Here is a 12,727-nt window from a genome sequence, read left to right as displayed (position 1 = left end):
GGCCCCGGTGTGCGGGGCCGACCCGTCGGCGAAGATCAGAGGGTACGGGCCAGCCGGTCGGCGAGCAGCCGGGTGAACCGGGCCGGATCGCTCAGTTCGCCGCCCTCGGCCAGCAGCGCCATCCCGTAGAGCAGCTCCGCGGTCTCGGCCACCGAGGCGTCCTCCTTGCGCTGCCCGTGTGCCTCCCGCAGCCCGGTCACCAGCGGATGTGTGGGGTTCAGCTCCAGGATCCGCTTGACGGTCGGCATCTCCTGCCCCATCGCCCGGTACATCTTCTCCAGGGTCGGAGTCATGTCCTGGGCATCGCCGACGATGCAGGCCGGCGAGGTGGTCAGCCGGGACGAGAGCCGTACCTCCTTGACGTTCTCGCCGAGTTGGTCCGTCATCCAGGAGAGCAGCTCGGCGAAGTCCTTCTCCTGCTGCTCGCGCTCCGGACCGGCGTTGGCCTTCTCCTCCTCGGTGTCGAGGTCGACCTGGCCCTTCGCGATCGACTGGAACCGCTTGCCGTCGTAGTCCTGGACCGACTGGACCCACATCTCGTCGACCGGGTCGGTGAGCAGCAGCACCTCGTAGCCCTTGGCCCGGAACGCCTCCAGGTGCGGCGAGTTCTCGATCGTCGAGCGCGATTCGCCGGTCGAGTAGTAGATCTCGGTCTGGCCGTCCTTCATCCGCTCGACGTACTGCGCGAGGGTGGTCAACTCGTCCTGGTCGCGGGTCGAGGCGAAGGAGCTGATGTCGAGGATCGTCTTCTGGTTGTCGTGGTCGTCGAGCAGCCCTTCCTTGACCGCACGACCGAACTCGGACCAGAACGTCTGATAACGCTCGGCGTCACTGGCCATGATGCCCTTGACCGTCGACAACACCTTCTTGACCAGGCGGCGGCGCATCAGCTGGATGTGCCGGTCCTGCTGGAGGATCTCCCGGGAGATGTTGAGCGACAGGTCCTGGGCGTCCACCACACCCTTGACGAAGCGCAGGTACTCCGGCATGAGTTCCTGGCAGTCGTCCATGATGAACACCCGCTTGACGTACAACTGGACGCCGCGCTTGGCCGAGCGCGTGAACAGGTCGAACGGGGCGCGGGACGGAATGAAGAGCAGGCTCTCGTATTCGAACGTCCCCTCGGCCCGCATATGGATGATCTCCAGCGGGTCGGACCAGTCATGGCTCAGGTGCCGGTAGAACTCCTTGTACTCGTCTTCCTTGACGTCGTCCTTCGACCGCGCCCAGAGCGCCTTCATCGAGTTGAGCGTCTGGATCTCGGACGTCGTGTTGCCGTCGTTGTCGGTCCGCTCGACGGCCATCCTGATCGGCCAGGCGATGAAGTCGGAGTAGCGCTTGACGATCTCCCTGACCTTCCAGCCGGCCGTGTAGTCGAACAGCTGGTCGTCCTTGTCCTCCGGCCGGAGGTGCAGGGTGACGGCGGTGCCCTGCGGGGCGTCGTCCACCGTCTCGATCACATAGGTGGCCCCGCCGTCGGACTCCCACCGGGTCGCGGTGTCCTCACCCGCACGCCGGGTCAGCAGGGTGACCTTGTCGGCGACCATGAAGCTGGAGTAGAAGCCGACGCCGAACTGCCCGATCAGTTCCTGCGAGCCGGCCGCGTCCTTCGACTCCCTGATCTTCTGCATCAGTTCCGCCGTACCGGACTTGGCGATGGTGCCGATGAGGATGATCACCTCGTCCCGGGACATGCCGACCCCGTTGTCCCGGACGGTGAGCGTACGCGCCTCGGAGTCGATCTCCAGGTCGATGTGCAGGTCGGAGGTGTCGACCGCCAGATCCTTGTCGGCGAAGGCGGCCAGCCGCACTTTGTCCAGCGCGTCGGAGGCGTTCGAAATGAGTTCCCGCAGGAAGATGTCCTTGTTCGAATAGATCGAATGAACCATCAGCTGCAGAAGCTGACGCGCCTCGGCCTGGAACTCGAAAGTCTCAGTCCCGGTGCTCATGTGACTCCTCCACAAAGTGCCCTCGTCGCCGACAACGGCCCGACGCCCCGATCAGGACCCGTACCGGACCTGCGCTGGCGCCTTAGCCGGCGCCATAGTAATTGACCGGGTGCGACAACCACGAACACCGGTACTCGGTTGATCGGACGGTGATCCGACGCTCCGGCGTCGATGTGCCACGATTGCCATGTGGGACGACCCGCCCCGTCGATCTTCCGCCCGCTGGCATTGTGTGATCCTGGAATCCGCTCGCCGAGCGACTAGAGGGCAGGTTCGCCCTGACCGGGTGGAGGTTCGCAGACGGTGCTGGAGTTTCGGCTGCTCGGCGATGTCGACGTCCAGGTCGACGGAGTCCGGGTCGAGTCGGGGCCCGCCCGGCAGCGGTGTGTCCTGGTGGCCCTCCTCGTCGACGCGAACGAAATCGTCTCGGTGGAGCAGCTCCTGGACCGGGTCTGGGCCGACCGTCGACCGCAGAGGGCCCGGGAGAGCCTCTACAGCTACCTGTCCCGGCTGCGGCAGCGCCTCTCCCCCGCCGCCGGGGTGACGGTTACCCGACGCTCGGGCGGGTACCTGCTCACCGTTCCGCCGGACGCCGTCGACCTGCACCGCTTCCGCCGGCTGGTCCGGCAGGCCCGGAACACCGAGGACGACGCCGCGGCGCTGCCGCTGTTCGACGAGGCGCTGGGGCTGTGGCGGGGCGAGGCGTTCGCGCATCTGGAGACCCCCTGGCTCAGTGCGCTGCGGGAGGCGCTCGGCCAGGAGCGGTTCGCGGTCGAACTCGACCGGTGCGACATCGCGCTCCGGCGGGGCCTGCACGGAGAACTGCTCCCGGAGCTGACCCGGCGGGCAGCCGAACAGCCGCTCGACGAACGCCTGGCCGGGCAGCTCCTGCTCGCCCTCTACCGCAGCGGACGGCAGGCCGACGCGCTGGACCACTATGCCCGACTGCGACACCGCCTGGCCGACACCCTGGGCGTCGATCCCGGCCCCGAACTACAACAGCTACACCTGCGGATGCTGCACAACGATCCCGGGCTGACCAGCCCGGCCGGCACCGGCCGGGGGACGGCGGGCCCGGCCGAACCGCAGCCGCAGCGGCCCCACCAACTGCCGCCGACGGTCGCCGACTTCACCGGCCGGCGCCGGGCCGTCGGATGGCTGGAGAGCAGCCTCACCGGGCCGTCCGAGCGGCTCCGGGTCATCGCGCTCTCCGGCCCGGCCGGAGTGGGCAAGTCCAGCCTGGCCTGGTACGTGGCACACCGGCTGCGGCAGCGGTACCCGGACGGCCAGCTCTACGCCGACCTGCGGGGCAGTTGGCCGGACCCGGTCGACCCGCTCGCCGTGCTGGGGCGCTTCCTGCGGGTGCTCGGGGTGCCCGACAACCTGCACTACGACACCGTTGAGGAGCGCGCGGGCCAGTTCCGCGACGCGGTCCACGACCGGGAGCTGCTCGTCGTGGTCGACGACGCCAGATCGGCTGCCCAGGTCCGCCCGCTGTTGCCTGGGGGTGCGGCGGGTGCGGTCATCGTCACCAGCCGGCAGCGACTGACCGGGCTGGAGGGTGCGGCCCAGCTGGGACTGGCGACGTTCGAGCCGGCCGAGGCCGTCGGGCTGCTCGACCGGATCGTCGGCTCCGGACGTGTCGCCACCGAGCCGGAGGCGGTGGCCGAGATCGCCCGGCTGTGCGGGTACCTGCCGCTCGCCGTACGCATCGCGGCGGCCCGGCTCGCCGCGCGGCCGCACTGGCGCCTCGCCCAGCTCGCCGAACGACTGCGTGACGAACTGAACCGGCTCGACGAACTCGCCACCGACGACCTGGAGGTACGGGCCAGCCTCGGCCTCAGCTACCGGGCCCTGGCCGAGCCGGCCCGGCGGATGCTCCGGCTGTTGAGCCTGCTCGACGCCCCCGACGTACCGGCCTGGATAGGTGCGGCGATGCTCGACGTGCCGCCGCCTGAGGCCGAGAGACTGTTGGAGTCGCTGGTCGACGCGTCCCTGCTGGAACTGCTGCCGGGGACACCCACGGACTTCCCGTCGGTGGCCGATCCAGCCGCCGACGGGCCCCGGTACGGCATGCACGACCTCGTCCGGCTCTTCGCCCGGGAACGCGCCGCCGAGGAGGAGCCGGAGGAGGTCCGGCTTGCCGCCTTGGAACGGGCGTTCGGCGCCTGGCTGGCCGAGGCGGAGGCGGCCGACGCCCTGCTGCCGACCCGGACGCTGGCGCCGATCCGTGGCCCCGCCCGGCGCTGGCGACCGACGCCCGAGGTGGGGTCGGTCGGCGACCCGGTCTCCTGGTTCGAGCGCGAGCGGGTCGCGTTGGTCGCCTCGATCTACCAGGCGGCCGATCTGGAGCTGACCGGCATAGCCTGGAACCTCGCCGCGTCGGCGCAGGTGTTCTACGAGCTGCGGGGAATGCACGACGAGGCGCGGCAGGCGCACGAGGCGGCGCTCCGCGCGTGCCGGCGCGCCGGGGAACGCCGGGGCGAGGCGGTGCTGCTCCGCAACCTCGCCGACCTGTGGACCTCGCGGCGCGGTGCCGAACTGCGGGAGAAGCTCGACGCCGCCGAGGCGGCCCTACGGATCTTCCGGCTGGTCGACGAGCCGCGCGGGGTGGCCGACTCGCTGTGGCTGTGCGCCGACGTGTACCGGATCACCGGTCGGCACCGGGAGGCGGCGCCGCTGCTCGCCGAGGCGCTGTCCATCTCCGCCGCCGCCGGTTACCGGCTCGGCGAGTGCCACGCCCTGGCACAGCGCGCAATCATCAGCCGGGAACAGGGACTCGACGATGTCACCCGGGACCTGGGCCACCGCTATCTCGACCTGGCCCGCAGCATGGGCGCCCGCCGCGACGAGAGCACCGCGCTCACCCTGCTCGGCCTGACCTACCGTGAGCTGGGGCGGCCCGAGCCCGGCCGGACGTACCTGCGGCAGGCGGTCGCCGTCGCCCGGGAGACCGGTGACCAGGTCCAGGAGACGTACGCGCTGGCCCGGCTCGGCCACGTCTACGCCCTGGACGGCCACCCGTCCGCCCGGCACACCCTGGAGACGGCCCTGGCCCGCAGTCAGGTCGACGGTCTGGCATTCGGTGAGGCGGTGTCCCTGGCCGGGCTCGGCGAACTGGAGTTGATCGACGGCCGGGCGGCGCGGGCCGTGGCGCTGCTCCGCCGGGTTCTCCAACTGCTCGGGGACCTACGGTTCCACTTCCTCCGGGCCCGGGCGCTGACCGTGCTCGGGCACGCCTACGCCAGCGTCGGCGACCACGCTGCCGCCGGGACGGCGTGGTCCGGCGCGTACGCGCTGTTCCGCCAGCTCGACAACGAACCGGCCGCGGCCCGGGTCGCCGTGCTGCTGCCCAAGCTGCCGGCCCAGCCTGCCCCCACCTGAGCGCGGAACGCGGACACGTCCGGGCGGGAGCGGCGGTGGCTGGCTGGGCCGGAGGGTCCGGGCGCCCCGAGGCGGATCGCCGGGCGGGCTGGTCCGGTCAGGCGGGATGGGCGGCGCGGGCGGCGGCGTGGCTGGCCAGGCCTTCGGCGGTCTGCCTGATGAAGCGGCCCAGCGCCCGCCGGTAGATCCAGCCGGTGCCGGGCACCGTGGCCGAGAACGAGGAGCGCCAACGGATCAGGGTGCCGCCGTCGTCCGGGGTGAGGTCGACGTCGGCCCGGTAGTCGCGGATCGGCAGTCCGGAGAGGAGTTCGTAACTGAACCGGCGGTCCGGCACCCGCTCGACCACGCGTTCCCGGCTGGTCGTCCGGCCGGTGCGGAAGATCCGGATCGCACCCACCCCCTCCGGCTCGTCCGGGCCCGGCCGCTCCAGTTCGAAGGAATCGATCGGTGACCAGGTGGGCCAGCCCGCCCCGTCCCGCAGCAACGCGTGGACCGCGGCCGGGCTGGCCGCACTGCGCACCCGTACGTCGATCTGTTGACGCCCCACCTCAGCACCTCTTCCCGCTCCTGTACCAGGTGGTACATGTACCGTATGGTACATGGCTGGAGAGCTTCGAGGACACCTGCTGTCCCGCGCCGTCGACCACATCGCGGAGCACGGCGTCGGCGCGCTGACCCTGCGCGGACTGGCCGCCGGCATCGGTACCAGCCACCGGATGCTGATCTACCACTTCGGCTCGAAGGAGGGACTCCTCGTCGAGGTGGTCCGCGAGGTGGAGGCCCGACAGCGGGCCGCCCTGGCCACCCTGGACCTCGATCCGGCCACCTCGCTGGCCGACACCATCCGGGCGATGTGGCACCGGCTGGCCGACCCGGCGCTGTGGCCGTACGAGCGGCTGTTCTTCGAGATGTACGGCCAGGCGGTGCAGGGCCACCCCGGCACGGCGCCACTGCTCGAGGGCCTGGTGGACAACTGGCTCGACCTCAACGTCGAGCTGGCCGCGCGCTGGCAGGTACCCGCCGAGGTGGCCCGGACCCACGCCCGGCTCGGCCTCGCGGTGATCCGTGGACTGCTCCTCGACCTGCTCGCCACCGGCGACCGGGCCGGCACCGACGCGGCGCTGGAGACGTTCGCCGTCGGATACGAGGCCGGGCTGCCGATCCCGACCCGGGTACGTCCGGTCGCCGACGACTCACCGCCGACGACCGGACGCGCCCGGTCCTGACCGTCCGGATCCGGATCGCCCGGTCCGGACGGGTTACGGCCGGACGAAGGTGATGTCGGGGTGTCGCGGCGACGGGTTCTGGAGCAGGTGCTGCGGCCGACCCCGCAGGTGCTGGTCGAAGAACGCGGTGAGGTACGCCCGCAGCGATCCGACCAGGCGGTCCGGGTCGACCGTGCCGATCGCACCGGTCACGACCTCCTGCGGCAGGTCGAACACCGCACCGAGCTGCGGCACCAGGTGCTGGTAGTCGGTGAAACTGAAGTGCTCGCCGTCGGCTACGTACAGGTCCCGCTGCCAGCCGGTGGAGTTCGCCCAGAAGCCCGCCCAGTCCCGGGAGTGCTGGTGGGTGTGCGGAACGCCGCTGCTCAGCCCCGCGCCCATCAACAGGAACGGTCGGTCGAGCCCGCGTTCGACCACGTCGCCGAAGTCGTTCGCGGAGAAGCTGTACGCCATGCTGCCGTCCAGATCGGCTCCGGCGTCGAGCCGCCGGTCGACGAGCATCGTCTCGGCCGAGGTGAAGCCGCCGGCAGAGTGGCCGAACATCCCGACCCGGGACAGGTCGAGCCCGGCACCGAGACCGCGCGGTAGGTGCCGCCCTCCGGCGTCGGGATTGCCGCCACCGGCGAGGACCGCGAGTTGGTCGAGAACGAACCGGGTGTCCAGCACCCGGGTTCCCAACACCCGGTGGTTGAGTTCGGTCGGATCGATCTCGGGCAACTGCTGCGTCTCGACCCGACCTCCCGGAAACTCGACCGCCGGCGTCTCGTACGTGTGGTCCACGGTCACCACGACGTACCCCTGGCTGGCCAGCTCCTCGACCAGGATCGTGCCGCCCGCCCGGGGCTCCTCCCCGCCGGGCGAGAAGAGGACGACCGGATGCCCACCCGGACGCGGCCGTACCGGCACTCCGGACCGGGCGTGCGTGCTGACCCCCGCCCAGTCGACCTGGTCGGCGGGGAGTCCGAGCAGCCCGGCGATCCGCTCCCCGAGCCGAGGTGCCGCCGACGGCGACAGGTACGGCGCCAGCCTCCCGCCGGTGGAGGACGAGGCCGGGTACCAGACGGTCAGCATCAGTTCCCTGGGCCGGCCGTCGACCCAGGGATCGGGCCGGTCGGTGTCGACCACGTGCAGTTCGGTGGTGCCGATCGGGTACCGGCCGGTCGGCTCGGGCAGGCTCAGCCGCAGCGGCGGGATGCGGTCGGGCGCCGACGAGCCGGTCGGGCCGGAGGCCGACGGCCCGGTACGGGCGAGCGCGGCCGGTGCGGCGGACGTCGCCGACACCGCCACCAGCGCCGCGAGCCCGCCCAGTAGCCATCGTCGAGAAAGTGTTCGCATACCCGGAAGCCTGTCGCGGCGGCCCGACCGGCCACATCTGTCGAAGGTGGCCGGTCGGACCCGGAGAAATCTCAGGGGCGTGGAGCGCGAGCCCGCCAGGTGGCGCCGAGAAACGGTCATCGAGCCACCCGACCAACAGCTCAACCGCCCCGTAGGGGAGGTCCTCGTGCCCGCCGTGCGGCACCCGTACAGTGCGGCGGCCCGGCCAGGCAGCGGTGACAGCAGCGCGCACCCCAACCCTGGCCCTCCTTCGCTCCCGACGCGAGCTTTTCGGGTCACCGTGATCAGCACGCAATTGCCTGACCAGCCGCAACGCGGCTTTTGCAAATAAATATGGGACCAACCTGTTTACCTGACCACTTTCCAATACCCACTCATCCGAAAATCGCAGGTTGACCTTTTTATGAAGGAACGGTAGGGTCGACATATTGTCATCCCAGACCTCGATGGCGGAAGAATGTCCGCCTTGATCGACGAGTCGGGAGTACTTCGCGATACTGATGGAAAGCTGGCATCGCGGCATGTTCTTCCGGGCGCACCGCATTGTTCGCGGGCCGCTCCTATCCTGTATCAGGAGAGAAGGCGTCATCAGACGCACACGTATCATCAGCCAGGCCCTGCTCGGCGTCGCCGTTGTGGCCGGGAGCCTGGCCACCCTCACCCCCGCGGCGTGGGCTGCCACGATTCCCGTGGCATGCAGCCAGAACGCCCTCGTCACGGCGATCAACCTGGCCAATTCCACCCCGACCAGCGACACCCTCGTCCTGGCGTCCGGCTGTACCTACCGGATGACCTCCAGCCATGGCGGGCTCACCAACGCGTTGCCGGTGATCACCACTCCGATCGAGATGATCGGGCCCGCGACCGTTGCCCGCGTATCACTGCTGCCATTCCGCATCGCGGAGGTGGCTACCACTGGAAATCTCACGCTCACGACGGCGGTGACATTTACCAACGGCAGTGCGGTCGGTAATGGCGGCGCAATCCTGAACCGCGGTGCGGTAACCCTCACCGGAAGCAGTCTGTATGGCAACAGCGCGACGCTCAACGGCGGCGGGTTGGCCAACGTCGACACCCCCTCCGGCACCGCGCCCGCTGCGACCTTTACCAGGTCTCCGGTATCCAACAACAGCGCCCTACTCAACGGCGGCGGCATCTACAACGGCCGCAGAGGCACCCTGACCACGACCGGCGTCTCCGGCAGTCCGATGTTCATCACCGGCAACACCGCGGCGGTCAGCGGCGGCGGCATTGCCGCGCTCAACTCCACCGCGACCACCCTCACCCAGACCGCCGTGACCACCAACCATGCGGTGCTCGGTGCCGGGGGCGTCAGCCGCCAGAACGGCACCATGACCACCACCAGTTCACCGATCAGCGCCAACACCCTGAGCAACTGTGTCGGCAGCGCTCCAGCAGTACCCAACTGCACCGGCTGACCCCGTCCGATCCCGTAGTCCGCTACGCCCGCCGACCGATCCTGGTCCGCGGGCGTAGCCGTCCGGATAGCACGGAACGGTGTACGCGGTGAAGTACGAGTGGAGCTCGTCACCGACGACGCGCCGTTCGTCGAGGTCTGCCCATGACCGAGGGGCGTTCGTAACGCCGGTCAAAGGTGGCTCGCCACCACACCCTGACCCCGCAGACACCCTGACACCTGCGGCTGGTGCCCGCCCCGCCGCCGACGGGCACCCGCGCATGGGTCAGGAGACGCCGCAGGAACTGGCCGACCAGGTACGGCTGGACTTGTGCGCGACGTGCGTGTGGTCGCTGTGCCCGGGGTAGCCGGGGCCGAGGATCTCCCGCCAGCCGTGGTTGCGGGCCTGCTGGGCGAGCCGGCACAGGCTGTGCGGGCTGGCGCCGAGGTCGACCGCGTCGCCGTAGAGGTGCCGGCTGCTGGCCGAGCCGCCGACGGCGTTGTTGCAGGCGTGGCTACGGAACGCGCTGGTGACCCGGATCTGCTGGTCGCCGAGGGCGTGCCGCATGGCCTGGAGCTTCCACATGTTGACCAGGGCGTTGAACCGGGCGGTCGAGGCCGAGACCGCGCCGCCGGACCAGTCCGAGTTGCAGTCGTTGAACTCGGCGTAGTTGAAGTTGATCGGCGTGCAGTCGTCGTCCTGGAGAGCGTAGATCCGGTTGAACGTCAGCGGCCCGGCGATGCCGTCCGCGCCGAGACCGTAGGCCTGCTGGAAGCGGATGACGGCGGAGCGCGTGGCCGGTCCGAAGGCGCCGTCGATGCCCAGTACGGCGTTGTTGCCGGGGTAACCGGCGACCCGGATCTGCAACTGCCGGACGTCTTCGCCGGTCATGCCCTCGGAGAGCTGCCGGCCCCAGGTGTAGCAGCCGTCGGCCTGCGCGGGGGCGGCGGTCGTCACGGTCGCGACGAGCGTTGCGGCGGCGGCGAGGGTGAGCGCCGCGACGAATCTGACGGTACGTCTGAACAAGGGGTCCTCCATACCGAGCGGGGGTGAATATCGACGAGGATGGCTGTCCCTCGATCGCGTGTCAATATTTACCAGCGTCCTTTTCAGTGACGGCGGTTTTCTTCACCTGTTCGGCGGACGACGTTCACCGCCCCGCCGCCCGGTATGAGGGACGACGGGACGGGGAACGACGGGACGGGGAACGACGGGACGGTGAACGACGGGACGGTGAACGTCGGGCGGGCGTGGGCCGCCGGCTAACGGACGGGCACCGGGGCCGGCCGGGGCGCCGCCGGTTCGTCCTCCCGCGTGCCGAACCGCTGGTGCAACCGGCGCAGCGGGGCCGGCGCGGACCAGTTGTACCGGCCCAGCAGCGTCATCGTCGCCGGCACCAGCAGCATCCGGACGATGGTGGCGTCCAGGGCGATCGCCAGCACCAGTCCCAGACCGATCGCCTTGATCGGCGCGAACCCGCCGATCAGGAATCCGGCGAAGACCACCACCAGCAACAGCGCCGCCGAGGTGACGATCGCGCCGGTCCGCTGGAGGCCCTCCGCCACCGCCTGCTGCGGATCGGCCCCGGCCAGCCAGCGCTCCCGGATCCGGGACAGCAGGAAGACCTCGTAGTCGACGGAGAGCCCGAAGGCGATGGCGCCGACCAGTACGGGGATGGTCAGGTGGGTCGCGTCGAGACGTACCGTGCCGAACAGGCCGGCCAGATGGCCCTGCTGGAAGACCCAGACCACCACCCCGAGGGCGGCGCCGAGGCTCAGCACGTTGGTGAGCACCGCCTTGACCGGCAGCAGCACCGAGCCGGTGAGCGCGAACAGCAGCACCAGGGTGGCGAGCACGACCACCAGGATCGCCCAGGGCAGCCGCTCGGCGAGCATCTGTCGGTAGTCGACCAGCCGGGCGGCCTCACCGGTGACCACGACCTCGAACGGCGCCGGCAGGGCCCGGATCGCGGCCACCGTCTCCGCCGCCGCGTCCTGCTCCGGTCGCGCCCCCGGGGCCGCCCGCAGCACGGTCAGCTCCGGCCCCGCCGACACCACCTCGACCCCGGTGACCCCCGCGACGGCCGCGACCCGGTCCCGCAGGCTGGCCAGTTCCGGGTCGTCCGACGGCGTGGACGCCACCACCACGATGTCGTTCGGCGCGGTGTGTTCCGGGAAGTGGACGGTGGACGCGTCCCACATCCGGCGGGTCTCGGTGCTGGTGGGCAGCAGTCGCGCGTCCCCGGGGGACAGTCGCAGGTCCAGGACCGGGATGGCCAGCGTGGCCAGCACCCCGACGGTGGCGACCAGGGTCAGCACCGGCCGGCGCTGCACCACCCGGGCCACGGCGGCGAACACCCCGGCCCTGGTACGCGGCTTCGCGGCCGGAATCCGCCGGCCCAGCAGCACCAGCAGGGCGGGCAGCAGGGTGAGCGCCGCGACCATGTCGACCGCGACCACCGCCGCCCCGGCGAGTCCCATCGAGCGGAGGAACGGGTCCGGAAAGACCAGCAGGCCGGTGAGGGCGACCGTCACGGTCAGCCCGGCGAACAACACGGTACGGCCGGCGGTGGCGACGGTCCGGGCGACCGCCGTCGGTACGTCCGGAGCGGTCGCCCGCTCCTCCCGGAACCGACTCACCATCAGCAGTGCGTAGTCCACCGCCAACCCGACCGAGAGCATCGTGGTGACCTGTACGGCGTAGACCGAGACGTCCGAGACCAGGCTGAAGGCGTACAGGATGCCGAAGGTCGAGCCGATCCCGACGACGGCGATCACCAGCGGCAGGCCGGCCGCGACGAGCCCGCCGAAGACGAGCAGCAGCAACACCAGCACCACCGGCAGGCTCACCATCTCCGCCCGCGCGACGTCCCGCTGCGCCTGCACGTTGAACTCGGCGTCGGTGATCGGCCCACCGGAGACCACCACCTCGGGCGCCTCGATCCGGTGCAGCCGCTCGGCCGCGGCCTCGGCCGCCTCGTCCGCGTCCCGCTCGGGCCGGAGGGTGACCACGATCAGCAGGGCCTTCCCGGTCTCCGTCGACGGAACAGGATCGGCGACCGCGGCTATCCCCGGCATCGCCCGTACGTCGGCGACGGCCGCCGCGACGCTGTCGCGTACCGCCGGATCGGTGGCCGGCATGCCGTGGACGAGGGCGGTCAGCCGGGCCGGCTCGTCCGGGGCGTCGGCCAACCGGTGCAGGGCGGTGTCCGACTCACTGCCCGGAACGGCGCCGACGTCCGCCGAGAGCCGTTGGAAGATCCCCGCTCCGGCGCCGAATCCACCGGCCAGGACGATCAGCCAGAGCGTGAGGACGACGACGGGTCGCCGGATGGCGTACCCGGTGATGGCACGTAACATGGCACTCTCCGATGTGGATAGCCCGCCCGATCGCGAGCTGCCATGATGGTCGTCCG

8 protein-coding genes are annotated in these 12,727 nt (G+C 70.7%); 3 read left to right on the top strand and 5 right to left on the bottom strand.

Going from position 1 to position 12,727, the window contains the following annotated elements; all coding sequences use genetic code 11:
- Nucleotides 1-35: 35 nt before the first annotated feature.
- A complete protein-coding gene (htpG, locus tag H4W31_RS27490) occupies nt 36-1,949 on the bottom strand; it encodes a molecular chaperone HtpG (RefSeq protein WP_192769283.1) in 1,914 nt (637 codons plus the stop codon).
- A gap of 303 nt (nt 1,950-2,252) precedes the next feature.
- Between htpG and H4W31_RS27485 the strand changes: the two genes are divergently transcribed.
- A complete protein-coding gene (locus H4W31_RS27485) occupies nt 2,253-5,333 on the top strand; it encodes an AfsR/SARP family transcriptional regulator (RefSeq protein ID WP_192769282.1) in 3,081 nt (1,026 codons plus the stop codon).
- Nucleotides 5,334-5,430: 97 nt separating this feature from the next.
- Here H4W31_RS27485 and H4W31_RS27480 read toward each other — a convergent pair whose 3' ends face one another.
- Nucleotides 5,431-5,880 carry an SRPBCC family protein gene (locus H4W31_RS27480; protein WP_318783435.1) on the bottom strand — a complete coding sequence of 150 codons (450 nt, stop codon included), beginning with the start codon at nt 5,878-5,880 and terminating at the stop codon, nt 5,431-5,433.
- A gap of 52 nt (nt 5,881-5,932) precedes the next feature.
- On the opposite strand from H4W31_RS27480, the gene H4W31_RS27475 reads away from it, so the two are divergent.
- The gene (locus H4W31_RS27475) at nt 5,933-6,559 is read left to right on the top strand and encodes a TetR/AcrR family transcriptional regulator (protein WP_192769280.1); all 627 of its coding nucleotides are present in this window, start codon (nt 5,933-5,935) and stop codon (nt 6,557-6,559) included.
- 33 nt (nt 6,560-6,592) lie between these two features.
- On the opposite strand, the gene H4W31_RS27470 is transcribed toward H4W31_RS27475, so the two are convergent.
- Nucleotides 6,593-7,894 (bottom strand): alpha/beta hydrolase family protein, encoded by a 1,302-nt coding sequence (locus H4W31_RS27470; protein ID WP_225945712.1) that lies wholly within the window; start codon nt 7,892-7,894, stop codon nt 6,593-6,595.
- 500 nt (nt 7,895-8,394) lie between these two features.
- On the opposite strand from H4W31_RS27470, the gene H4W31_RS27465 reads away from it, so the two are divergent.
- Nucleotides 8,395-9,333, top strand: coding sequence for a hypothetical protein (locus tag H4W31_RS27465; RefSeq protein WP_192769279.1), 939 nt, complete (start codon nt 8,395-8,397; stop codon nt 9,331-9,333).
- A 264-nt stretch (nt 9,334-9,597) separates the two neighbouring features.
- On the opposite strand, the gene H4W31_RS44445 is transcribed toward H4W31_RS27465, so the two are convergent.
- Both H4W31_RS44445 and H4W31_RS27455 read right to left on the bottom strand, forming a co-directional pair.
- Nucleotides 9,598-10,338, bottom strand: a complete 741-nt coding sequence (locus tag H4W31_RS44445) for a D-Ala-D-Ala carboxypeptidase family metallohydrolase (RefSeq protein WP_318783434.1) — start codon at nt 10,336-10,338, stop codon at nt 9,598-9,600.
- Nucleotides 10,339-10,574: 236 nt separating this feature from the next.
- On the bottom strand, nt 10,575-12,671 hold the full coding sequence (locus tag H4W31_RS27455) for an MMPL family transporter (RefSeq protein WP_192769277.1): 2,097 nt from the start codon (nt 12,669-12,671) through the stop codon (nt 10,575-10,577).
- Nucleotides 12,672-12,727: the final 56 nt, after the last annotated feature.

Source organism: Plantactinospora soyae, assembly GCF_014874095.1.
In the GTDB taxonomy this organism is placed as follows: domain Bacteria; phylum Actinomycetota; class Actinomycetes; order Mycobacteriales; family Micromonosporaceae; genus Plantactinospora; species Plantactinospora soyae.
The sequence above is the reverse complement of the archived record's forward strand: the minus strand, read 5'-3'. Positions and strand labels throughout refer to the sequence as shown.

What these genes read in the sequence shown, in the direction of transcription:
- H4W31_RS27475 (WP_192769280.1), top strand. Translation starts at nt 5,933, where the DNA reads ATGGCTGGAGAGCTTCGAGGACACCTGCTGTCCCGCGCCGTCGACCAC.
- H4W31_RS27465 (WP_192769279.1), top strand. Translation starts at nt 8,395, where the DNA reads ATGGAAAGCTGGCATCGCGGCATGTTCTTCCGGGCGCACCGCATTGTT.
- htpG (WP_192769283.1), bottom strand. Translation starts at nt 1,949, where the DNA reads ATGAGCACCGGGACTGAGACTTTCGAGTTCCAGGCCGAGGCGCGTCAG.
- H4W31_RS27455 (WP_192769277.1), bottom strand. Translation starts at nt 12,671, where the DNA reads ATGTTACGTGCCATCACCGGGTACGCCATCCGGCGACCCGTCGTCGTC.
- H4W31_RS27470 (WP_225945712.1), bottom strand. Translation starts at nt 7,894, where the DNA reads ATGCGAACACTTTCTCGACGATGGCTACTGGGCGGGCTCGCGGCGCTG.